The organism is Chromobacterium sp. Ag138 (genome assembly GCF_055181315.1).
On the sequence record NZ_JBUPWA010000001.1, the window covers coordinates 1,018,321 to 1,040,837 of the forward strand.

The 22,517-nt window shown below is 66.6% G+C and carries 22 protein-coding genes; 12 read left to right on the forward strand and 10 right to left on the reverse strand.

Annotated features, from left to right (window positions below):
- Positions 1 to 133 precede the first annotated feature (133 nt).
- Genes ACY3GB_RS04250 through ACY3GB_RS04275 form a run of 6 tightly spaced genes read left to right on the forward strand, consistent with a single transcriptional unit; the run spans position 134 to position 6,072 of the window.
- Entirely contained in the window at positions 134 to 622 is a 489-nt protein-coding gene (locus ACY3GB_RS04250; RefSeq protein ID WP_463087646.1) for a MarR family winged helix-turn-helix transcriptional regulator, read from the forward strand.
- Positions 603 to 2,633, forward strand: a complete 2,031-nt coding sequence (locus tag ACY3GB_RS04255) for an FUSC family protein (protein ID WP_463087647.1) — start codon at positions 603 to 605, stop codon at positions 2,631 to 2,633. Before ACY3GB_RS04250 ends, ACY3GB_RS04255 begins: the two co-directional genes overlap by 20 nt.
- Positions 2,630 to 2,830, forward strand: a complete 201-nt coding sequence (locus ACY3GB_RS04260; protein WP_104947428.1) for a DUF1656 domain-containing protein — start codon at positions 2,630 to 2,632, stop codon at positions 2,828 to 2,830. Before ACY3GB_RS04255 ends, ACY3GB_RS04260 begins: the two co-directional genes overlap by 4 nt.
- Before the next feature lie 4 nt (positions 2,831 to 2,834).
- Positions 2,835 to 3,710, forward strand: a complete 876-nt coding sequence (locus ACY3GB_RS04265) for an efflux RND transporter periplasmic adaptor subunit (RefSeq protein WP_463087648.1) — start codon at positions 2,835 to 2,837, stop codon at positions 3,708 to 3,710.
- Positions 3,707 to 5,128 (forward strand): efflux transporter outer membrane subunit, encoded by a 1,422-nt coding sequence (locus tag ACY3GB_RS04270; protein ID WP_463087649.1) that lies wholly within the window; start codon positions 3,707 to 3,709, stop codon positions 5,126 to 5,128. The genes ACY3GB_RS04265 and ACY3GB_RS04270 overlap by 4 nt, the downstream gene beginning before the upstream one ends.
- Positions 5,125 to 6,072 carry an alpha/beta hydrolase gene (locus ACY3GB_RS04275; RefSeq protein ID WP_463087650.1) on the forward strand — a complete coding sequence of 316 codons (948 nt, stop codon included), beginning with the start codon at positions 5,125 to 5,127 and terminating at the stop codon, positions 6,070 to 6,072. The genes ACY3GB_RS04270 and ACY3GB_RS04275 overlap by 4 nt, the downstream gene beginning before the upstream one ends.
- Here ACY3GB_RS04275 and ACY3GB_RS04280 read toward each other — a convergent pair.
- Together ACY3GB_RS04280 and ACY3GB_RS04285 are read right to left on the reverse strand one after the other, a co-directional pair.
- A complete protein-coding gene (locus ACY3GB_RS04280; RefSeq protein ID WP_463087651.1) occupies positions 6,069 to 6,431 on the reverse strand; it encodes a YkgJ family cysteine cluster protein in 363 nt (120 codons plus the stop codon). The genes ACY3GB_RS04275 and ACY3GB_RS04280 overlap by 4 nt on opposite strands.
- 98 nt (positions 6,432 to 6,529) lie before the next feature.
- Positions 6,530 to 7,777 carry a TIGR03862 family flavoprotein gene (locus ACY3GB_RS04285; protein ID WP_463087652.1) on the reverse strand — a complete coding sequence of 416 codons (1,248 nt, stop codon included), beginning with the start codon at positions 7,775 to 7,777 and terminating at the stop codon, positions 6,530 to 6,532.
- 238 nt (positions 7,778 to 8,015) lie between these two features.
- On the opposite strand from ACY3GB_RS04285, the gene ACY3GB_RS04290 reads away from it, so the two are divergent.
- The 3 genes from ACY3GB_RS04290 to dbpA all read left to right on the forward strand — a co-directional run bounded on the left by ACY3GB_RS04290 (position 8,016) and on the right by dbpA (position 12,334).
- A complete protein-coding gene (locus tag ACY3GB_RS04290) occupies positions 8,016 to 9,644 on the forward strand; it encodes a methyl-accepting chemotaxis protein (protein WP_463087653.1) in 1,629 nt (542 codons plus the stop codon).
- 176 nt (positions 9,645 to 9,820) lie between these two features.
- A complete protein-coding gene (locus ACY3GB_RS04295) occupies positions 9,821 to 10,672 on the forward strand; it encodes a nitrilase-related carbon-nitrogen hydrolase (RefSeq protein WP_463087654.1) in 852 nt (283 codons plus the stop codon).
- 279 nt (positions 10,673 to 10,951) lie between these two features.
- Positions 10,952 to 12,334: an ATP-dependent RNA helicase DbpA gene (gene dbpA, locus ACY3GB_RS04300; protein WP_463087655.1), complete on the forward strand. Its 1,383-nt coding sequence runs from the start codon at positions 10,952 to 10,954 to the stop codon at positions 12,332 to 12,334.
- A 76-nt stretch (positions 12,335 to 12,410) separates the two neighbouring features.
- Here the strand turns inward: dbpA and tauD are convergent, their stop codons facing one another.
- The 5 genes from tauD to ACY3GB_RS04325 all read right to left on the reverse strand — a co-directional run bounded on the left by tauD (position 12,411) and on the right by ACY3GB_RS04325 (position 17,684).
- Positions 12,411 to 13,244: a taurine dioxygenase gene (tauD, locus tag ACY3GB_RS04305; RefSeq protein ID WP_463087656.1), complete on the reverse strand. Its 834-nt coding sequence runs from the start codon at positions 13,242 to 13,244 to the stop codon at positions 12,411 to 12,413.
- A gap of 29 nt (positions 13,245 to 13,273) precedes the next feature.
- A complete protein-coding gene (tauC, locus tag ACY3GB_RS04310) occupies positions 13,274 to 14,122 on the reverse strand; it encodes a taurine ABC transporter permease TauC (RefSeq protein ID WP_463087657.1) in 849 nt (282 codons plus the stop codon).
- On the reverse strand, positions 14,119 to 14,904 hold the full coding sequence (tauB, locus tag ACY3GB_RS04315) for a taurine ABC transporter ATP-binding subunit (protein ID WP_463087658.1): 786 nt from the start codon (positions 14,902 to 14,904) through the stop codon (positions 14,119 to 14,121). The genes tauC and tauB overlap by 4 nt, the downstream gene beginning before the upstream one ends.
- Positions 14,905 to 14,906: 2 nt before the next feature.
- On the reverse strand, positions 14,907 to 15,893 hold the full coding sequence (tauA, locus tag ACY3GB_RS04320; RefSeq protein WP_463087659.1) for a taurine ABC transporter substrate-binding protein: 987 nt from the start codon (positions 15,891 to 15,893) through the stop codon (positions 14,907 to 14,909).
- A 174-nt stretch (positions 15,894 to 16,067) separates the two neighbouring features.
- On the reverse strand, positions 16,068 to 17,684 hold the full coding sequence (locus ACY3GB_RS04325; protein WP_463087660.1) for a methyl-accepting chemotaxis protein: 1,617 nt from the start codon (positions 17,682 to 17,684) through the stop codon (positions 16,068 to 16,070).
- Positions 17,685 to 17,946: 262 nt separating this feature from the next.
- On the opposite strand from ACY3GB_RS04325, the gene ACY3GB_RS04330 reads away from it, so the two are divergent.
- Positions 17,947 to 18,612 carry a 7-cyano-7-deazaguanine/7-aminomethyl-7-deazaguanine transporter gene (locus ACY3GB_RS04330; protein ID WP_463087661.1) on the forward strand — a complete coding sequence of 222 codons (666 nt, stop codon included), beginning with the start codon at positions 17,947 to 17,949 and terminating at the stop codon, positions 18,610 to 18,612.
- 67 nt (positions 18,613 to 18,679) lie between these two features.
- Here ACY3GB_RS04330 and ACY3GB_RS04335 read toward each other — a convergent pair whose 3' ends face one another.
- Positions 18,680 to 19,078, reverse strand: a complete 399-nt coding sequence (locus tag ACY3GB_RS04335; RefSeq protein ID WP_463087662.1) for a nuclear transport factor 2 family protein — start codon at positions 19,076 to 19,078, stop codon at positions 18,680 to 18,682.
- 198 nt (positions 19,079 to 19,276) lie between these two features.
- On the opposite strand from ACY3GB_RS04335, the gene ACY3GB_RS04340 reads away from it, so the two are divergent.
- On the forward strand, positions 19,277 to 20,311 hold the full coding sequence (locus tag ACY3GB_RS04340; RefSeq protein WP_463087663.1) for an LLM class flavin-dependent oxidoreductase: 1,035 nt from the start codon (positions 19,277 to 19,279) through the stop codon (positions 20,309 to 20,311).
- Positions 20,312 to 20,379: 68 nt separating this feature from the next.
- On the opposite strand, the gene aqpZ is transcribed toward ACY3GB_RS04340, so the two are convergent.
- Positions 20,380 to 21,069 (reverse strand): aquaporin Z, encoded by a 690-nt coding sequence (gene aqpZ, locus ACY3GB_RS04345; protein ID WP_463087664.1) that lies wholly within the window; start codon positions 21,067 to 21,069, stop codon positions 20,380 to 20,382.
- Between the two features lie 305 nt (positions 21,070 to 21,374).
- Between aqpZ and ACY3GB_RS04350 the strand changes: the two genes are divergently transcribed.
- A complete protein-coding gene (locus ACY3GB_RS04350; RefSeq protein ID WP_463087665.1) occupies positions 21,375 to 21,941 on the forward strand; it encodes a YqaA family protein in 567 nt (188 codons plus the stop codon).
- Positions 21,942 to 21,994: 53 nt separating this feature from the next.
- On the opposite strand, the gene ACY3GB_RS04355 is transcribed toward ACY3GB_RS04350, so the two are convergent.
- A complete protein-coding gene (locus ACY3GB_RS04355; RefSeq protein ID WP_463087666.1) occupies positions 21,995 to 22,258 on the reverse strand; it encodes a hypothetical protein in 264 nt (87 codons plus the stop codon).
- Positions 22,259 to 22,517: the final 259 nt, after the last annotated feature.

Consider the following 22,517-nt stretch of genomic DNA (forward strand, 5'->3'; position numbering starts at 1 on the left):
GCGTCTTTTCCGTCAAGCCAGGCAAGCTTTTGCCTGCTCCGCAAATTAGTTAGTTTGCTAATTAATAAAATAGCCGCTACAATCCATTTACATCAAGACTATCCCCATCCGGCCTGCCGGCCGGCAAACACCCATGGAAAACATCGATCTGTTACGCCTGAGGCTGACCAGCAGCCTGCGCCCCATGAGCGTGCTGTGGCGGCATATCGCGCAGGAAGCGCTGACGGTTCACGGCATCTCGGTATCCGGCGGCTCCGCTCTGCTGTTCATCGGACGGCTGGGCGAAGGCGTCAGCCACAGCGCGCTGGCCGAAGAGCTGGGCATGGAGCCCGCGTCCCTGGTTCGCATCGTAGACCAGTTGAGCCAGGCCGGCCTGTTGCGTCGGGAGCAGGGCCTGCATGACCGCCGGGTGAAAACGCTGTGGTTCACCGACGCCGGCCGCGAAGTCACCCGCAAGATAGAGACAGAGCTGGTGGCGCTGCGCTCGCGCGTGCTGGCACCGCTCAGCCAGGCCGACCTGGAGGCCGCGCTGCGGGTGTTCCACGTGCTGGAGCAGGCGGCGCAAACCCGGCCGCCCAACGACCCCATGCTGGATACCCGCCATGATCGCGCTGCCCGCTAAACGCGACTGGCTGTTCTCGGCCCGCACCTTCGCCGCCGCGATGCTGGCGCTGTACATCGCGCTGGCGCTGGGCCTGCCGCGCCCCAGCTGGGCGATGGGCACCGTCTACATCGTGTCCCACCCGCTGATCGGCGCCACCCGCTCCAAGGCGGTGTACCGCGTGTTCGGCACCTTGCTCGGCGCGGCCGCCTCGGTGTGCGTGGTGCCGCCGCTGGCCAACCAGCCGGTATTGCTGAGCCTGGTGGTGGCGCTGTGGTCCGGCTCCCTGCTCTACCTGTCGATGCTGGACCACACGCCGCGCCATTACCTGCTGCGGCTGCCGGCCTACACCATGCCGCTGATCGCGCTGTCGGCGGTGTACGCGCCGGAGAACGTGTTCGACATCGCCGTTGCCCGCAGCGAGGAAATCGTCCTCGGCATCGTCTGCGCCAGCGTGGCGGCGGCGCTGGTGCTGCCCACCCGCGTGTCAGCGGTGCTGAGCCCCCGCGTGGACGGCTGGCTCAAGGACGCCGCCGCCTGGGCAACGGATACGCTGGGCAGCGATCCCCAACCGCCATCGACAGGCCGCAACCGGCTGGCTGCCGACCTGCTGGCCTTCGACCAACTGCTTACCCACCTCTCCTACGACGCCACCAGCCGCAACGCCGAGCGCACCGCGGGCGAGCTGCGCGCGCGGATGAGCATGCTGCCGCCGCTGCTGTCGTCGCTGTCCGAGTTGCTGGCGGCACTGCGCAAGACGCCCGGCGGCGTGTCCGCGGACTTGCTCCAGTTGATGGAGGACACCTCCAATTGGCTAAGCTCCCCAGCCGACAATCCTTGGTTCCTGAGCCAGGCGCGCGCGCTGCGCCGCCAGCTGGACGCGCCGCCGCCCGACGGCGGCTGGCCGTCTTTGCTGGAAGGCACGGTGCGGATGCGGCTGAAATCGCTGGCCAACCTGTGGCAGGACTGCCTGACGCTGCGCGCGCTGATCGCGCGGGGACTGCCGCTGTGGGACTGGAAGCCCGCCTACCGCCGCTGGGAAGTGGGCGTGAAGGCCCGCCACTACGATTACGGCCTGCTCGGCTTCGCCGCCGGCACCGCCGCGCTCGGCATCTTCCTGGGCTGCCTGGCCTGGATCGCGCTGGGCTGGCAGGACGGCGCCAACGCGGTGATCCTGGGCACGGTGGCCTGCTGCCTGTTCGGCTCGATGGACGAGCCCGCGCCGATGCTGCGCACGCTGTTCATCGTCAACACCATCTGCACCATGCTGGCCGGCCTGCTGCTGTTCGCCGTGCTGCCGGCGGTGCACGAGTTCGAGATGCTGGCGCTATGCCTGGCCCCGCCCTTCCTGTTGGGCGGCGCGCTGATGAACCAGCCGCGCTTCGGGCCGGTGGCGATGCTGCTGGTGGTGTTCACCGCCAACCTGATCGGCCTGCAGCAAAGCTACAACGCCGACTTCCAGTCCTTCCTGAACAGCAATCTGGCCGGCGCGGCCGGCATCCTGTTCGCGCTGATCTGGACGCTGACCACCCGCCCCTTCGGCGCCGAGCTGACGCTGCGCCGCCTGATCCGCTCCAACTGGCGCGACCTGGCGCATAACGCCGCCGGCCGCCACGGCGGCGACTACGCGCGGCTGACGGCGCTGATGCTGGACCGCCTGTCGCTGCTGGCGCCGCGCCTTGCCGCCGACGGCGCGGATCCGTCCGCCGGCTTCCGCGAGCTGCGGGTGGGCTTCAGCGCGCTGGACCTTCAGCGCGACGAGCACCGCCTGGCCGGCGCCGCCCACCAGGCGGTGGACGCCGCGTTGCAGGGCGTCAGCGAACACTTCCGCGCCTGCGCCGACGCCGACCGCTATCTCGACGCGCCGGATGCGCTATTGGGCCGGCTGGACGCGGCCATCGTCCTCACCCTGGCCGACCCGGCGCCGGCCGCGCGCGAGGCGCGCAACGCGCTGGTGGAGATGCGCGTGTCGCTGTTCCCCGATGCCGAAGGCTGCCAGCCGGCGTCGACCGTTCCAGGAGCCCAGCCATGATAGGCGAAGTCAATTTCTACGGGGTGTACTTCCCCAGCCTGCTGGTGATGATGGTGATCGCCTTCGCCGCCAGCAGCTTGCTGCGCCGCGCGCTGGCCCGCCTGGGCCTGTACCGCGTGGTGTGGCACCGCTCCCTCTTCAATTTCGCGCTTTACGTGATCGTGCTGGGCGGCACGATCGCGCTGTTTCACAGGTGACATCATGAACAACCGCATTCGCAAAGCCGGGTCCGTGCTGCTGACCCTGGCCACCGTCGCCGTCGCCATCGTGGTGGTGCGGCATATCTGGATTTACTACACCGACGCGCCATGGACGCGCGATGGCCATATCGCCGCCGACGTGGTGCAGGTGGCGCCCGACGTGTCCGGGCTGATCACCGAAGTGAAAGTCTCGGACAACCAGCTGGTCAAGAAGGGCCAGGTGCTGTTCGTGGTGGACCGCGCGCATTACGAACTGGCGCTGCGCCAGGCCGAAGCCGCTCTCGCCGCGCAGCGCGCCACGCTGGCCCAGGCCCGCCGCGAGGCCGCGCGCAACCATTCGCTGACCGACCTGGTGGCCGCCGAAGCCCGCGAGGAAGGCGACGCCAAGGTGCAGCTGGGCGAAGCCACGCTGGCCGCCGCCGAGGCCGCCGCCGGCCTGGCCCGGCTGAACCTGGAGCGCACCGTGGTGAAAAGCCCGGTGGACGGCTATCTGAGCGACCGCACGCCGCGCGCCGGCGATTACGCCGCCAGCGGCCACGCGGTATTGTCCGTCGTCGACTCCCATTCCTTCCACGTAGACGGCTATTTCGAGGAAACCAAGCTGGGCGGCGTGGAATTGAACCAGCCGGTGGACATCCAGATCATGGGCGAATCGCGCAAGCTGCGCGGCCACGTGCAGAGCATCGCCGCCGGCATCGAAAGCCGAGACCGCAGCAACGGCACCTCGCTGCTGCCCAACGTCAACCCCACCTTCAACTGGGTGCGGCTGGCGCAGCGCATTCCGGTGCGCATCGCGCTGGACGAAGTGCCGGCCAATTTCCGGCTGATCGCCGGCCGCACCGCCACCGTGTCGGTGCGCCAGGGAGGCCGTTCATGAAAGCCGCGCTGAAGCTGACCGCGCTGGCCTTGACCGGCGCGCTGGCCGGCTGCGCCGCCGTCGGCCCGGACTACCACCTGCCTTCGCAGGCCGCGCTGGGCAAGCCCGCCGCCAACGCCGCCTTCCAGTCGGCCGACAATGCGGCCTTCGCCCAGCAGCCGGTCCCCGCCAGCTGGTGGCGGCTGTATGACGACGCCAGGCTGGACAGCCTGGTGGCGGAAGCGCTGAGCGCCAACGCCGATCTGCGCGCGGCCGCCGCCAACCTGCGCAAGGCGCTGGCGGTGGAAGCCTCGGTCAATGCCGAGCGCGATCCCCACGCCAGCGTGTCCGCCACCGTCCAGCGCGCGCAAGATTCCGGCGAGGCGTATTTGATCGAGAAAAAGCTGCCGGTGGCCAATGTCGGCGACGGCGGGCTGAAGATAGGCTACGAAATCGACCTGTTCGGCAAGCTCGCCCGCGCCGAGGAAGCCGCCCGCGCCGGCACCCAGGCCACCGAGGCGGCGATGGACCTGGCGCGGACCACGGTGGCGGCGGAAACCGTGCGCGCCTATGTCCAGGGCTGCGCCGCCGGACACCAGCTGGCGGTGGCCAGACACGAACTGGACCTGCAGAACCGCGGCGTGGCGGTGGCCAAGCGGATGCAGTCCGCCGGCCGCGGCCGCGCCACCGACGTGGAGCGCGCCCAGGCCCAGGCCGACATCCAGCGCGCCGCGCTGCCCCGCTTGCAAGCAGAGCAGGACGCCGCCCGCTTCCGCCTGGCGGCGCTGCTGGGCAAGGCGCCGGCCGAGTTGCCCGCCGCCGCCTGCTCCGAACTGCCGAGGCTGAAGCAGCCGCTGCCGGTCGGCGATGGCGCGGCGCTGCTCAAGCGTCGCCCTGACGTTCGCGAGGCCGAGCGCAAACTCGCCGCCGCCACCGCGCGCATCGGCGTGGCCACCGCCCAGCTCTACCCCAGCGTCAGCCTGGGCGCGTCGGCCGGCGTCACCGGCCTGCTGGAACACGTGGGCGAAGACCGCACCCGGCGCTGGAGCCTGGGGCCGCTGATCAGCTGGACCATCCCGGACAGCGGCGCCCGCGCCCGGGTGAAAGCGGCCGAAGCGGACGCCGACGCCGCGCTCGCCCATTTCGACGGCGTGGTGCTGAACGCGCTGCGCGAGACGGAAACCGCGCTGACCTTCTACGCCAAGGACCTGGAGCGCAACGCCGACCTGCGCTCGGCGCGCGACAACGCCCGCGCCGCCGCGCAGGACAACCGCCGCCTGTACGCGGCGGGGCGCACGCCCTATCTGGCCAGCCTGGACGCCGACCGGGCGCTGGCAGGCAATGAATCGGCGCTGGCCGCGTCGGACGCGCAACTGGCGCTGGATCAGGTCAGCCTGTTCCTGGCGCTGGGCGGCGGCTGGGAGCAGACGCCGCGTTGAATCCCGCAATCGAACAGAACGACAATATGAAACAGGAAGTGATTTTTCTCAGCGAAGACCTGGAGCTGGTCGGCCATCTGTACCGCCCCGCCGACTGCCAGCCGGAGAAGCGCTACCCGGCCATCGTGGTCAGCCACCCGTTCACCGGCGTCAAGGAGCAGGTGGCCGGGCGCTACGCCGAGCGGCTGGCGCAGGACGGCTACCTCGCGCTGGCGTTCGACACCGCCTACCAGGGCGAGAGCGAAGGCCTGCCGCGCCATCTGGAAACGCCCCATTCGCGGGCCGAGGGGATCAAATCGGCGGTCAGCTACCTGTCCAACCTGCCCGATGTCGATCCCGAGCGCATCGGCGCGCTGGGCATCGCCGCCGGCGGCGGCTACGCGGCGTTCACCGCCCGCACCGACCCGCGCATCCAGGCCGTGGCCACCGTCAACTCGATCTGCCAGGGCAGCCTGCTGCGCGACGGGCTGAACGGCAGCCGCTCGCCCGAACAGCTGCAGAGCCTGCTCGCCGCCGCGGCGGAAGACCGCACCGCCCAGGACCGCGGCGAAGCCGCCGCCACCCGCGACGCGCTGGCGGAAACGGCGCTGGCGGCGGCCGAGCAGCCGCAGCGCCTGCTGCGCGAGGCCTACGACTACTACCGCACGCCGCGCGGCCATCATCCCAACGCGGAAAACCGCTTCGTGGTATCCGGGCTGGACGCGCTGGCCGGTTTCGACGCCTTCTCCCGCATCGACATGCTCGCCCCGCGGCCGCTGCTGATGATAGCCGGCGCCGACGCCGACACCCGCTACTTCAGCGAACGGGCCATCGCCGCCGCCGCCGAGCCGAAGGAGCTGTGTCTGATCGCCTGGGCCTCGCACTTCGACCTGTACGACCGCGAACCTTGCGTGGCGGCGGCCGCCGCCAGGCTGAAAGCCTTTTTCGACCGGAGCCTGGCCTAGCCGGCCAGCAGCGGCTCGGCCTCGTTGGCCCCCGCCGGCGCCTCCCACAGCGCCGGCAGGCCGTGGATGGCGCGCGCCTTCAGGCATTGCGCCGAGCCGGCCTCCACTTCGCGGCAGGGACTGGGCCGCAGCGGATAGACGCCGCAGCCGACGCTGCCGCCCACCTCGCCCTGCAAGGCGACGCAGCGCGGGCTGGCGGACCAGGTTCCGCGCATGCAGCGGCTCCAGTCGTTGAGTTTTTCGGTGAGATGGCCGGGAACCGGGCCGCCGCCGTCATCGGCCTCGGCCCAGTAGAAAGAAACGCGGAAACTGGCGCAGCACGCGCCGCAGGATTGGCAGGGATTGCTTTTTTCACTCATGGCAAGCAAGAAAAACAGGTTGCGGATCGCGCCCGGGATGGGCGAATAAAATGCGATCCGGGTATTCTGTCAGGCCTGCTTGCCGTCCTCAAGTAAAACTATTTTGATGCCTGCCGTTCCAGCCAGTCGGCGACGCCCTGCCCGGCCGCGCGGCCGCTGGCGAAGCAGGCAGTCAACAAATAGCCGCCGGTCGGCGCTTCCCAGTCCAGCATCTCGCCGGCGCAGAACACGCCGGGCAGCGCGGCCAGCATTTGCCTCTCGTCCAGCGCGGAGAAGCTGACGCCACCGGCGGTGCTGATCGCCTCGTCGATGGGCCGCGCCGCGGTCACGGTCACGGGCAAACGCTTGATCGCGGCCGCCAGCGCCGCCGGGTTCTGGAAGCTGTCCTTGTCCACGCACTCGCGCAGGATGCCGGCGCGCGCGCCCTTCAGGTTCAGCCGGCTTTGCAGATGGCTGGACAAGGAGCGCGAGCCGCGCGGATGCGACACCTCGGCCAGCACCCGCGCCTCGTCCCAGGCCGGGATCAAGTCCAGATGGCAGGTGGCGGCGCCGGCGCGGGCGATCTCGTCGCGCAGCAGCGCCGAGCAGGCGTAGATCAGGCTGCCTTCTATGCCGCTCTTGGTGATCACGCATTCGCCGACGCGCTTGAATTCGCGGCCGTCTCCGCCCTGAAAAGCCAGGCCGACGGACTTCAGCGGCTCGCCGGCGAACTTGTCGGCGAAGAAATCGCTCCACTCGGCGTCGAAGCCGCAATTGGACGGCAGCAGCGGCGCGGTGGCCACGCCCTTTTCCTCCAGCCACGGCATCCAGCGGCCATCCGAGCCCAGCTTCTTCCAGCTGCCCCCGCCCAGCGCCAGCAGCGTCGCGTCGGCGCGCACCGCCAGTTCGCCGTCCGGCGTGTCGAACTTCAGGCTGCCATCGGCGTTCCAGCCCAGCCAGCGATGGCGCACGTGAATGCGCGCGCCGGCCTCGCGCAGCCGGCTGAGCCAGGCGCGCAGCAGCGGCGCGGCCTTCATTTCCTTGGGAAACACCCGGCCGGAGCTGCCGACGAAGGTTTCCACTCCCAGGCCATGCACCCAGGCGCGCAGCGCGTCGGCATCGAAATCCTTCAGCAGCGGTTCGATCTGCTCCGCGCGGTCGCCGTAACGCCCGACAAAGGCCGGATAGGCTTCGGAATGGGTGAGGTTGAGGCCGCCGATGCCGGCCAGCAGGAATTTGCGGCCCACCGACGGCATCGCGTCGTACACGTCCACCGCATAGCCGCGCGCCGCCAGCACCTCCGCCGCCATCAGGCCCGCCGGGCCGCCGCCTATGATGGCGACGCCGCGCCTTGTGCTGTCATTCATGCCCATTCCTTGTATTCCTGTCCCGTTTTCACCATAGCCGTGGCGGCAAGGGCGCGATTGTTGCAGAAATCGGCCGCCAACCCAAGCGCAAGCGTTTTCCCGGCAATGTTTGATCCAGACCAGAAGTCCGGTTCCCGTTCTCCATCAGAATCCATACGGCATAGCCGGGACTGTCCGCAATCCGGCCGACAATAACGACGCCACACACAGGAGACGGGGCCCGCCCCCCCGAAACGCGATGAGAAAATTTTCCGATTGGCCCATCTGGCTGCGCCTGACCGGCGCGATCTGGACCTGTCTGGTGCTGGCCTGGGGCGGGCTGATCGCCTGGGAAACCCAGGCCAGCCGCCAGATCGCCGTGGAGCAGGCCAAAGACCTGGCCCACAGCATGAACGAAATGACGCTGGCCGGCCTCACCGGCATGATGATCACCGGCACTGTCGGCCAGCGCGACGTGTTCCTGGACCAGATCCGCGAGCTGTCGGCGGTGCGCGACCTGCGCGTGATACGCGGCGACGCGGTCAGCAAGCAGTTCGGCCCCGGCAGCGCCGGCGACAAGGCCCGGCCGGGCGACGAAACCGAACGCGCCGCGCTGCGCGACGGCAAGCCGCACATCCAGATAGAGTCCACCCCGCAATTGGGCGAACACCTGCGCGTGGTCTACCCGGCGCTGGCCTCCGCCAACTACCTGGGCAAGAACTGTCTGGCTTGCCACCAGGTGGCGGACAAGACGCCGCTGGGCGTGGTCAGCATGCGCATTTCCCTGGAACGGCCATACGCGGCGGTCGACGCCTTCCGCACCCAGAGCATCCTGTTCGCGCTGTTCGCCACGCTGCCGATGCTGGCGGTGGTGTACCTGTTCATCCGCCGCTTCGTCACCCGCCCGCTACGGGAAATGTCCGCAGGGCTGGCCGAACTGGCCAAGGGCGAGGGAGACCTCACCCGCCGCCTGCCGGAACGCAGCCGGGATGAAATCGGCGTCACCGCCCGCCTGTTCAACCAGATGCTGGGCACCGTGGCCGGCCTGGTGCGCCAGGTCAGCGACAGCGCCGACGCGGTGGCTCAGTCCGCGCGCAGCCTGTCTGGCGGCGCCGGCCAGTTGGCCGCCAGCTCCCATCGCCAGAACAGCCAGTCGCAGGCCGCCGCCGAGGCAGTGGACCAGCTGGCCGCCCACATCGGCGAGATCGCCGGCAAGGCCGAGCACGTCAGCAACGGCGCCGAGGAAAGCCTGCAGCGCTCGGAACAAGGACGGCAAAGCCTGCACCGGCTGCAGCGCGAGGTAGGCCAGGCGGAAAGCGCGGTGCAGCTGATGGCGCAGGCGGAAAGCGAGCTGGTCAACTCCACCGCGGTGATCACCCACATGACCAAGCAGGTGCGCGAAATCGCCGAGCAGACCAATCTCTTGGCGCTGAACGCGGCGATCGAAGCCGCCCGCGCCGGCGAGCAAGGCCGCGGCTTCGCCGTGGTGGCCGACGAAGTGCGCAAGCTGGCGGAAAAGTCAGCCAAGTCCGCCAGCGAGATCGACGCCGTCACCGGCTCGCTGAACGACAAGACCGACGCGGTGCGCCAGGCGGTGAGCGCCGGCCTGCAATCGCTGGAGGCCAGCCGCCACGCCACCGACAGCGTGGCCGGCGTGCTGGACGCGGCCAACCAATCGGTGGCCGAGGTGCGCAGCGGCCTCAGGCAAATCGTGGAAGTGACCGAGCAGCAGCGCCGCACCAGCCAGACGGTGAACGAGAACATCGACGCCATCGCCGGCATGGCGCGCACCAACGACGCCGACATCCGCCAGACCGTGGACGCGGCCGAGGAGCTGGAGGCGCTGGCCCAGCGCTTGACGGATTCGGTGTCGCGCTTCCGGGTGTGAATGATTGGAATTCGATCCGCATCTTTTGCGCGGTTTTTAACGCTGAATCTGTATGAGACCGCGCATAGGCGAGAGCACGGCGTGAGTCACTACCTGATCGCGGAACTCGTTCTTCGAAAAATTCTCTACCCTGCATATGCCAGGGATTCAGCCCATGTTGAAAATGGAAAGAAGAGATGATTGAAAAGCCATACCGTATAGACCATGTATCCAGCGCTGTGGGTGTGGCGTGCTGCCAACTGGCGCCTAGTTTCGGCGATATTTCCGGAAATATGCGTCTCAGCCGCGACATCCTGATGCGGGCGGCTGACATGGGGGCTCAAGTCGCGGTCTTACCGGAACTGGCTAATACCGGCTATGCATTTTCCAATCAAGATGAGGCGAGGAGTCTTGCGCAATCCGCAACAGGGCCTTGCGTAAGCGAGTGGCGTGAGCTGGCTATTCAGCTGGACTTGATCATCGTCGCCGGCTTTTGCGAGACGGATGGCGACAAATTGTATAACACCGCGGCGCTGCTGACGCCAGACGGACGCCAAACTCTCTACCGTAAAGCTCACCTGTGGGATAGCGAGAAAAAGATTTTCGATTTAGGTTGCCTGCCTCCCCCTGTGGTGGAAACGGCGATAGGGCGTCTTGGCTTGATGATTTGTTACGATTTGGAGGTGCCGGAGTGGGTGCTCTTGCCCTCGCTGGAAGGGGCGGATCTACTGTGCGTCCCTGTCAATTGGCCAGTGCAGCAGCAACAGCGTGAAGCGCTGCCGATAGAAGTGATCAAGGCGCAGGCCAATGCCGCATTCAATCGTTTGCCTGTGGCGGTGTGCGATCGAGCAGGCCATGAACGAGGAATAGACTGGGCCGGGTGCTCATTGATTACCGATGCAAATGGCTACAAATTGGCGTTTGCCAGCCGCACAGGGAAAACCGACGAGATCATTTTCGCCCAACTTGATTTGAGCGCCAGTCGTGACAAGCATATTAGCCAGCATAATCATGTACTGTTGGATCGCCGCCCAGAATTATACCGCTAGCGTTATGCTTGGGTGATTCCGGGCCGTTAACAATACCTAGCGGCGAACCTGGGCCAAGGCGCGCGGCGCGGGCATCATCCACGCAACGGACTCAAGATCCCGAAGATGGCGAATCGTCATTTCGCCCGACAAAACCGGCTCCATCTGATAAAACGAGAGAGGCAACCTTCCACGCCCGGCTTGGCGGGCGTTTTTCCAACTGAAAATGCGCTGGGCATTTGGCCGCGAGCCTCACTGCTGTTACACTGCCCAGCCTTTAGCCAACCGCGCCAAGTCATTGTGAAACCAGCCGCTTTTTCCACCCTGCCCCTGCCCGCCCCGCTGTTGTCCAACCTGGACAGCCTGGGCTACCACCAGATGACCGCCATCCAGGCCGCAAGCCTGCCCGCCATTCTGGAAGGCCGCGACCTGATCGCCCAGGCCAAGACCGGCAGCGGCAAGACGGCTGCGTTTGGCTTGGGCCTGTTGGCCAGCCTCAACCCGCGCTGGTTCGGCGTGCAGGCGCTGGTGATGTGCCCGACGCGCGAACTGGCCGACCAGGTGGCGCAGGAGATCCGCCGCCTGGCGCGCGCCATCGACAACATCAAGGTGGTGACGCTGACCGGCGGCACGCCGATGGGGCCGCAGATCGGCTCGCTGGAGCACGGCGCCCACATCGTGGTGGGCACGCCGGGCCGGCTGCAAGACCACCTGTTCCGCGAAACGCTGAACCTGGCCGGCGTGAAGACGCTGGTGCTGGACGAGGCGGACCGCATGATAGACATGGGCTTCATCGAGGAGATCGTCGGCATCGTCCGCGCCTGCCCGAAAACCCGCCAGACCCTGCTGTTCTCGGCTACTTATCCGGAAGACATCCGCAAGGCCAGCGCGCAGTTCCTGAAAAACCCGGTCGAAGTGAAGGTGGAGTCGCTGCACAACGCCGACCACATCGAACAGTGGTTCTACAAGGTGAAGCCGGAAACCCGGCTGGAAACGGTCAGCCGCATCCTGCGCCACCTGCGCCCCACTTCGGCGCTGGCCTTCTGCAACACCCGCGAGCGCTGCAAGGAGCTGGTGCGCGAGCTGCAGGAACAGGGCTTCAACGCGCTGACGCTGCACGGCGACCTGGAACAGCGCGAGCGCGACCAGATCCTGCTGCGCTTCGCCAACAAGAGCGCCACCGTGCTGGTGGCCACCGACGTGGCGGCGCGCGGCCTGGACATCAAAGAGCTGGACGTGGTGATCAACGTCGACGTCACCCATGATCCGGAAGTGCACATCCATCGCATCGGCCGCACCGGCCGCGGCGAACAGCACGGCCTGGCGCTGACCCTGGCCACCGACAGCGAGGCCAAGCGCCTGGTGCAGATCGAAAACTACCAGCAGGCCGACTTGACCTGGGCCGACGTGGAAGAGCTGACCCCGGCCCCCGGCGGCCCGCTGCTGCCGCCGATGGTGACGCTGGAGATCGCCGGCGGCAAACGCGAAAAGCTGCGTCCGGGCGACCTGTTGGGCGCGCTGACCGGCGACGCGGGTTTTCAGGGCAGCCAGATCGGCAAAATCAATATCTTCGAATTCGCCAGCTTCGTGGCGCTGGAGCGCTCCATCGCCGAGCAAGCGCTGGCCAAGCTGTCGCAATGCAAGATCAAGGGCAAGCAGTTCAAGATGCGGCTGATCGGCTGATCCTCTCCGCCATCAAGAAAAAGGCCATCCCGAGAGATGGCCTTTTTTGCTGGCTGGCGCCGCACAGGACCGGCGTCTAGTACGGCCGGTCGCCCAGTATCGTCGCCCGGTGCATCACCCGCCGCGCCGGCCGGTAGTCGTCCACCGCGTAATGGATGGTGCAGCGGTTGTCCCAGAACGCCACGTCGCCCGGCTGCCAGCGCCAGCGTATCGAAAACTCCGGCTTGGACTGGTGGGCGAACAGGAATTGCAGCAGCGCCTGGCCCTCGGCTTCCGGCAGGTCGTTGACTGCGACGGTGAAGCCTTCGCTGACGAACAGCGCGCGGCGGCCGCTTTCCGGGTGGATGCGCACCAGTGGATGGCTGATGGGGGGATGCTTGCGCCGCGTCTCGTCCCAGCGGCGGCGATCGTCGTCGGTCAGTCCGTAGCGCGTGAGCGGGAAGGATTTGGCGAAATCATGCACCGCGCTCAAGCCCTCCAGCCTGGCTTTCAGGCTGGCCGACAGCGCCTCGTAGGCGGCGATGCCGCTGGCCCACAGCGTGTCGCCGCCCAGCTCCGGCAACTGCCGCGCCGCCAGCACCGCGCCCAGCGGCGGGGTTTCGATGAAGGTGACGTCGGTGTGCCAGATCGCGTTGTCCTGCAAATCCACCACATCGGTGTCCAGCACCACGATCTCGCGCGCGTCCGGATGCTGCGGGTAGATCGGGTGGGTGTGCAGATCGCCGAAGCGCACCGCGAAATTGCGCTGCTGCAGCGGCGTGATGTCCTGGCCGCGGAAAAACAGCACCTGGTGGCGCAGCAGCGCCTCGTTCAACGCCCTGCGCTGCTCGTCGTCCAAGGGCCGCGCCAGGTCTATCCCCTCCACCACCGCGCCCAGCGCCGGGCTCAGGCGGGTCAATCGCAAACTCATCAGAGTCTTCTCCTTATTATCGTTTTCCATCAGTCGTCTTGTCCGTGCCAAGGCGCCAGCCGGCGCTGCAACGCGCGCAAACCCAGCTCCAGCGCGAAGGCCACCGCGGCGATCACCAGGATGCCCAGCACCACCACGTCGGTGACCAGAAACTGCGCAGCCGACTGCACCATGAAGCCCAGTCCTCTGGTGGCCGCCACCAGCTCCGCCGCCACCAGCGTGGACCAGCCGGCGCCCAGACCGATGCGGATGCCGGTCAGTATCTGCGGCAACGCCTCGGGCAACACCACCAGCCACAACAGCTGCGAGCGGCTGGCGCCCAGGCTCTGCGCCGCGCGCAGCCGGTTGCGGCCGACCTGGGCCACGCCGTGGCGGGTGGCGATGACCACCGGCGCCAGGATGGCCAGGAAAATCAGCAGCACCTTGGATAGCTCACCGATGCCAAACCAGATCACAATCAATGGCAGGTAAGCGAGCGGCGGCACCGGACGATATGCCTCCAGCATCGGATCAAGCAAACCCTGTGCCAGCGAGCTGCGCCCCATCAACGTTCCCAGCGGCACGCCCACCGCCACCGCGGCGATCAAGGCCAGCGCGATGCGCTGCAGGCTGGCCTCAAGGTGCTGCCACAGCGTGGCGTCCATGAAGCCCTGGCTGGAGACAACATACAGCTTGCCCAGCACCGCTTCCGGCGCGGGCAGGAACAGCGCCGGCACCCAGCCGCTGTGCGCCAGCAGCCACCAGCCGCCCAGCAGCAGCGCCAGGCTGGCCGCGCCCAACCATAACCGGGAGGGTTCGCGTCCCGGCCTCGGGCCGCCCTCGATGCGGGAGGCAACGGACAGCAACTCCTGTTCCGCAGTGGTTTCGACGCCGCTCATGCCCATGCCTCCTGTCGGCGCTGGGCGAACACGTCGGCCAGCAGTTGTTCTCTCAAGGCGATGAATTCCGGATCGGACTTGATCGCCCGCGCGCTGTCGCCGGCGCGCCAGCGGCGGCTGAACGGCGGGCGCAGCGTCTTGACGATGCGTCCCGGCCCCGGCGACATCAGCACCAGCTCGGTGGCGAGGAACAGCGCCTCCTCGATGTCGTGGGTGATCAGGAACACGCTGCTGCCGGACTCCGCCCACACCTTGAGCAGCAGCTCCTGCATCTGCTCGCGGGTGAAGGCGTCCAGCGCGCCGAATGGCTCGTCCATCAGCAGCGCGCCGGCGCGGCCGGCCAAGGCCCGGGCGATGCCTACCCTCTGCTTCTGCCCGCCGGACAGCTGCCAGGGATAGCGGACGCCGGCATCAGCCAGGTCCACCTGCTCCAGTGCCCTCTGGGCCAGCTCCCGGCGCTCGGCGCGCGGCACGCCGCGCAGACGCAGGCCGAAGGCGACGTTGTCGAGCGCGGTAAGCCAAGGCAGTAGCGCGTGCTGCTGGAACACCACCGCGCGGTCCGCGCCCGGCCCCGCCACCGGCGCGCCGCCGAAGCGCACGCTGCCGGCATCGGGCAACTGGAAGCCGGCGAACAGATTGAGCAAGGTGGTCTTGCCGCAGCCGGACGGCCCCAGCGCCACCGCCAGTTCGCCCGGCCCCACGTTCAGCGACACGCCGTCCAGCGCCGGCAGGGCCTGCCCGGGATAGCGAACCGACACCCTGTCTGCGATCAGCGCCGCCATGGTCACCTCGCCGCCTTGACGAAGCGGTTGGTCACGTAGGGGCCGTAGTCCGGCTGCAGCGCCTCCACCTTGCCCTGCGCCTTCAGAAAGGCCGCGGTCTTGCCCACCGCAGCCACGAACGGCGACTGCAGCAGCGCAATCTGATCGTCGCGGCCGAGAAAGCGGTTGCCCTTCAGCCCGGCCACCACGTCCGGCGCAGCGGCGCCGGTCAGCCGGCTGATCTTGGCGATATTGGCAGTGTTGGCGATGTAGGCCTGCGGATCGGCCAGATAAGCGCCGATGGCGTCCAGCGACACCTTGGCGAAACGCGACACGAACTCGGGATGGGCGGCGGCGAAGTCCTTGCGCACCACCCAGATGTCGTAGGTGGGCGCGCCCCATTTGGCCACTTCGGCCGAGCTGGTCAGCACCGCGCCGCCGGGCTTGATCTTGCCCAGCGCCGGGTCCCAGACATAAGCGGCGTCGATGTCGCCGCGCTGCCAGGCCGCCGCGATCTCGCCGGGGCGCAGGTTGAGGATGTTCACCTTGGCCGAATCCACGCCCCAGTGGCGCAACGCGGCCAGCAAGCTGTAATGGGTGGTGGAGACGAAAGGCACCGCCACTTTCTTGCCGATCAGGTCCTGCGGCTTGGCGATGCCGCTGCCCTTGCGCGCCACCAGCGCCTCGGCCGAGCCGATCTCGTCGGCCACCAGGAAGGTTTCGATCGGCAGGCCGCGGCTGGCTGCCGCCGCCAGCGGGCTGGAGCCGATATTGCCGATGGCCACGTCGCCGGAAGCCACCGCCGCGATCAGGTCGGCGCCGCTGTCGAACTTGCGCCAGTTGATGCGGCTGCCGGTAGCCTTCTCGTAAGCGCCGTCGGCCTGCGGCACCTTGGTGGGGTCGATGCCGGTCTGGTAGCCGACGGTGACGGCGTCCGCCGCCGCGGCGACGCCTGAAACGGCCAATGCGGCGGAAAGGATCAGTTTGAGAAATGCACGCGGTTTCGCCATGGCTTGTCCACTTGGTACGAGTTGGAAATACCGTCCCAATCTAACAAGCCCGCCGCGCCCGGCTAAGCAATTAATCCTGGCTTGCTTATCGCTTTTCCTGCAAAAACGTCCCCCCAAAGAAAACAGGGCCTTGCGGCCCTGTCGGATCTTCCCCGATCCCTGTCATTGTTCGGTTTACACTTTGTACTGCGCCACCGTGCGCTGGATATTGCCGGCTTGCTCGCGCAGTTCGCGCGCGGAATCGGCCGAATCGGACGACGCCTTGGAATTGGCTTCCGCCATCTGCGCGATCTGCTCCACTTTCTGGGCGATGGTGTTGCTGGCGCTGCCTTGCTCCACGATACTGTCGGAAATCTCGCCGATCAACAGCATGCTGTGCGACGAGTTGGTCTTGATCTGCTGGATGGTGTCCCCGGCGCCGCGCGCCTTCTCCGCTTCTTGGTTCACCCGCTCCACCACTTGCTGCATGCCCGTCACCGCGGCCTGGGTACCTTGCTGCATCTTGTCTATCACCGCGGAGATTTCAGTGGTGGAACTGGCGGTGCGCTCGGCGAGCTTGCGCACCTCGTCCGCCACCACCGCGAAGCCGCGCCCCATTTCGCCGGCCCGCGCCGCTTCGATCGCGGCGTTCAGCGCCAGCAAATTGGTCTGGTCCGCGATGTCCTTGATCACGCCCAGCACGGTGGCGATGGTGACGCTGTCCTCGCGCAGCTTGCCGATGCGATCCGACGCCTGGCCCACCGACTCCGCCACCGCGCTGATGCCGTCCACCGTGCCCAGCATCACCCGGCTGCCGTGATCGGCGATTTCGCCGGCCTCCTTGGCCTGATGATTGGCCTCCCGGGCGCGATCGGCCACATGGTTGATGCTGACCGTCACCTGCTCCACCGCCGCCGCCATCGCCGAAGCGGACTCGCTCTGCTGCACCGAGCTGGACGCGATGTCGCCGGACGAGTTCACCATGTGGATGATGGAGCCTTCCATGTCTTCCACGCTGCGGCGGATTTCCTGGAAGCTTTGCTGCAGGCGGCCCATCAGCTCATTGAACGAATGGCCTATCTTGCCGATCTCGTCCATGCGCTTCACCGGCGCCCGCAGGCGGAAATCCAGGGAAGTGCGCACCGACTGCATGGTGTCCAGCACCTGTTCCAGGCTGCTGCGGATATTGAGGAACAGATGGCCGCTGAGCCAGCCGCACACCAGAACGGCCAGCACCACCAGTATCGTCGACTGCCACCAGGCCGCCAGATACGCCGCGGCGTTGTCCTGGCTCAGTTGCTCGGCCAGCTTGTAGTTGAACTCGATATGATCGATCAGCGCCTGGTTCAGCGCCTTGGCCTCGTTGGCCATGTCGCCGGTCATCAGCTTGTCGGCCGCCGCCACGTTGTTGTCCTGGACCAGCTGCAGATACCTGTCGCGCTGCTGGCGGTAAAGCTTCATGTCGTCGCGGTCAACCTGCAGCAGCTTGCGGTCGGCATCGTTGGAAATCAGCTCTTTCTCGTACTTGTCCAATGCCGCGTCGAAACGTTTGTCCAGATCCGCCAGCGCGGCGAACTCCGCCTTCCTGGCAGCCGGGTCCGACAGCGCCACGCTGCGCGCCAGCGTCAGCCTCACATCCGCCAGCGCCTCCTTGGCGTCGTCCAGGGTATGGATGCTGGGAAAGGTATTGATCTTCATGTAATCGAAGCGCTCATTGGCCTGCTGCTGCTTCCACAAGCCCTGCACGCCCAAGGCCAGCATCGCCAGCAGCGCCAGAATGGTGGTCAACAGCAGTCTTTTGGTAATGGTCATGTCCAACTCCTTGCAAGCCCGGCGCGCCGAATTCGAGTACGAGAATTTACTTAGAATATTTATAGCTTTCTTTGTCCAACAAACAACAAGTCATTCCGCATGCCGCCATTCAGATATCAGCTAGCGACCGCCTTGATTTTGCAGAAATATTTTCAGGTATAGACAAAAAGCGGTATCATCACGCCCCTCTGTCGCCGGGCCCCGGGCCTCCGGCGGGTGTTCACTGGGTTCCCTCACCCCATTCAGCAAAAAGGATGCACCAATGTTTGCCTTTACCGACCGGCAACGCCTGTCCGCTCTGATACAGCTGTCGATGTTCCACATCGCCATCATCGCCTCCAGCAACTACCTGGTGCAGCTGCCGATCACCATCTTCGGCTTCCACACCACCTGGGGAGCGTTCACCTTCCCGTTCATTTTCCTGGCCACCGATCTGACCGTGCGCATTTTCGGCGCGCCGCTAGCCCGGCGCATCATCCTGGCGGCGATGGTGCCGGCGCTGGCGATCTCCTATCTGGTGTCCACGCTGTTTTACCAGGGCGCGTGGCAAGGCTTTCAGGCGCTGGAGCATTTCAACCTGTTCGTCGCCCGCATTGCCGCGGCCAGCTTCGCCGCCTACGCGCTGGGCCAGATTCTGGACGTGCAGGTGTTCAACCGGCTGCGCCAGCTCAAGGCCTGGTGGGTAGCGCCGGCCGCCGCGATGTTCTTCGGCAACATCAGCGATACGCTGTCCTTCTTCTTCATCGCCTTCTACAAGAGCAGCGATCCATTCATGGCAGCCAACTGGGTGGAGATCGCGCTGGTGGACTACAGCTTCAAGGTGCTGATCTGCATGCTGTTCTTCCTGCCCATGTACGGCGTGGTGCTGAAAATGATCGTGAAGCGCCTGCTGCGCGCCGGCGTCGGCGAGCAACTGCAGCCGGTCTGACCCGCCTGGACAAAACAAAACGGCCAGCCTCCCTTCGGAGCTGGCCGTTTTTCATCGCGCGACGCGATCAGGCACGCATCGCCTCCCACACCTTGGCGCTGTCCACAATCTGCTCGAACTTGACGATCTTGCCGTCCTTCAGCGTATAGACATGAGCGAAGGACGCGGTGAAGCTCTTGCCGGTGGCGCGGTAGGTGCCGTGGTAAAACCCCTGGGCCACCACGTTGTCGCCATCCACGTAGTAATGATCCACCGCCGCGCGGTAGCCGTCCCACTCCCCGCCCAGCCGCTGGAACACGTTTTCCACGATGGCCTGCGGGCCGACATAAGTGCCGGCGTAGGGAAAGCCGGCCGCCTCGGTCCATTCCGCGTCAGGGGCCAGCGCCGCCAGCAGATTGCGGCCGTTGTCTTCGGATTTGCCTTCGTAAGTGGCGCGGACGATGTCCAGATTGCTGCGATTCGTCATGATGCTTGCTCTCTCAAACAGGAATCGTTCTCAAATATGGCCGTACCCGGATAATTCAAGGCAGCTCTTTCATACCATACGCACCGGAAGGCAACTATCCCACCTGAAAGTGCCTACTTCTGACGAACGGCGCCGCTCCGTATACTGGCCTCATCCCGCGCCGGCGCCGTCCGCGCGCGCCAACACAGGCTGAATTGAATGACACCCTCCGCATCTCCCCGCCTCTCCATGCTGGAGCTGGCGCCCATCGTCGCCGGCGGCGACGCCGCCCAGGCGCTGCGCGACAGCGCGGCCTTGGCCCGCCATGTCGAGCAACTGGGCTACACCCGCTTCTGGGTGGCCGAGCACCACAATATGGCCGGCGTGGCCAGCTCCGCCACCGCGGTGCTGATCGGCCATATCGCCGCCCACACCCAGCGCATACGGGTCGGCTCCGGCGGCATCATGCTGCCCAACCACGCGCCGCTGGTGGTGGCCGAGCAGTTCGGCACGCTGGCCACGCTGTTCCCCGGCCGCATCGACCTGGGCCTGGGCCGCGCGCCCGGCACCGATCCACTCACCGCCCGCGCGCTGCGCCGCGAGCGCCTGGGCGCCGGCGACGACTTCCCGCAGCAAGTGGCGGAGCTGCGCGGCTACCTGGGGCCGGAACAGCAGGGCCAAGCCGTGCGCGCCATTCCCGGAACCGGCACCAACGTGCCGGTATGGCTGCTGGGCTCCAGCCTGTACGGCGCCCAGCTGGCCGCGCAGCTGGGCCTGCCCTTCGCTTTCGCCGCCCACTTCGCCCCGGCCCAGCTGCATGAGGCGCTGCAGTTGTACCGCCATCTGTTCCAGCCTTCCGCCGCGCTGAGCCAGCCGTACGCGATGGCCTGCATCCCGGTGCTGGCCGCGGACAGCGACGAAAAAGCCCAGCGCCTCGCCACCACGCCGTACCAGAAATTCCTCAACCTGATCCGCGGCGACCGCCGCCCGCTGCCACCGCCGGTGGACAACATGGACGGCCTGTGGAGCCCGCGCGAGGAATTCTCCGTCCGCAGCGAATGGCTGGGCGCGGCGGTGTTCGGCGGGCCGGAAACGGTGAGAACCGGGCTGCAAAAGCTGCTGGACGAGACCGGCGTCGACGAGATCATGCTGTCGGTCGACTGCCACGACTTTTCCGACCGGCTGCGCTGCTGCGAGATCGTCGCCGGCATCCTGCCGCAGCTGAAAACGCATCAGGCAACCCTCGCCGATTGACGCATGGGCGGACAAAAAAAGCCGCGGCAAACGCCGCGGCTTTTTCCATGCGCCAACAGAAACGGAGCTTACTCTGGCTCGCCGGCGATCAAGCGGTACACCTTCGCGCCCAGCACCGCGCCGATGATGGGGGCCAGCCAGAACAGCCACAGCTGCTGCACCGCCCAGCCGCCGACGAACAAGGCCACGCCGGTGCTGCGCGCCGGATTGACCGAGGTATTGGTGACCGGGATGCTGATCAGGTGGATCAGGGTCAGCGCCAGGCCTATCGCCAACGGCGCGAAACCGGCAGGCGCCCGCTTGTCGGTGGCACCCATGATCACCAACAGGAAGAACATGGTCATCACCACCTCGCACACCAGGGCCGCCAGCAGCGAATAGCCGCCCGGCGAATGCTCGGCGTAGCCATTGGACGCAAAGCCCTTGGCCACATCGAAGCCGGCTCCGCCGCTGGCGATCACGTACAGCACCGCACCCGCCGCGATGCCCCCCAGCACCTGCGCCACGATGTACGGCGCGAGTTGCCCGGCGGGAAAGCGTCCGCCTGCCCACAAGCCGATGGAGACCGCCGGATTCAGGTGGCAGCCGGAAATGTGGCCGATCGCGTACGCCATCGTCACCACCGTCAGACCGAAAGCCAGCGCCACGCCGGCGAATCCGATGCCCAGGTTGGGAAACCCCGCCGCCAGCACCGCGCTGCCGCAGCCGCCCAGCACCAGCCAGAAAGTGCCCAGAAACTCCGCGCCATACGATTTCATCGTCTCTCCCCTTCAGGTTTCGATAAAGACCAGGCGTCCCGCCCTCGATTCGCCATGCCCAAGCATATTTATGCGTGCCGGACGCCTGATCGCATGCCGTTTAACCATAGCAAATGAAAACGGCCAGCATGCCCGCGCCATCCGGCGCTGCAAACTGGCCTAAATTCCTGACCTAACTTTCACGGCGAAACGGCACGATGCGCGCCGGACATCCGAGCCGCCGCGGCGCTTGCCACGCGACACGGGGCGAAACCCGGCCAGCCGGTGCTATCATCGACGGCCACCCACAACAACAAACCCGCCCCATGGAAGGACTGCTCGACTGGCTGCTCGGAACCCTGGCCCTGCCCAAAGTGGGCTTGTCGGCCATTTTCATGATCAGCCTGGTATCCGCCACGCTGCTGCCGCTGGGCTCCGAACCCGCGGTGTTCGCCTACATCAAGCTCAGGCCGGACATGTTCTGGCAGGTGATCGCCGTCGCCACGCTGGGCAATACCCTGGGCGGCATGATCGACTGGTGGATGGGTTACGGCGCCAAGGTGGCGCTGCTGCGTTACCGCCTGCGCCGCAGCCACCGCGCGCACGCGCACCCGCATGCAGAATCGGCAAGCCGCCCGCCGCGCAGCGGCAAGCCGGCGCTGAACCCGCGCTACTTCCGCTGGATGCGCAAGCGCGGCGCGCCGATGCTGCTGCTGTCCTGGCTGCCGGGCATCGGCGACCCGCTGTGCACCCTGGCCGGCTGGCTGCGCATCCCGTTCTGGCCCAGCGTGTGCTACATGGCGATCGGCAAATTCCTGCGCTACGTCCTCACCACCGCCGCCCTGCTGTGGGTGCCGGACGATTTCTGGCGGAGTATGGGGCAGTGGTTTTGAGGCGGGGCGGCGTTTTGGCTGCAACCCCATCCTATTGAGAGCGGCACTCTCCGTCAGTCCCAACCGAAAAGATAGGCCGACTCGCTCAACTCGGCCAGCATCTGGCGGATGGTGGGACAGGCGTTGCCCTCCTCGTCTTCCACCGGCACGTCCAGTTCATCCTCCGCAATCGGAGCGACATCCCCGATAGTCAGATCGGTTTCGCCTGCCAGCTCCTCCAGCACGGCCAAAGCCTCTTCCACGGAACCGGCGGCGACGATATCGTTGCCGCCAACCTGATAAGCCTTCAACGGCTGCTCCATCCCTGCTTCCCTCATTAATGCTCCACTTATCCAACCGCCCCCTGCGCGGGGCCGGGTTTCCTAACTACAACGCTTTTCATGCGCATTCGCATTCCGGCACATGATATTCCTTTTGCCGACATTTTCCGAACCGCCCACGCCGGAAAATCCGCTCTCAGAGGCATCCGATCCATGCACGCCTCCTCCGCCATCAATCCATGTTCATGGCCAGCGAGCAGGCACCACCTCTTTGGAATACGCAGCCTATACTCAGTTTGCCTAACGCCAGGCCTGC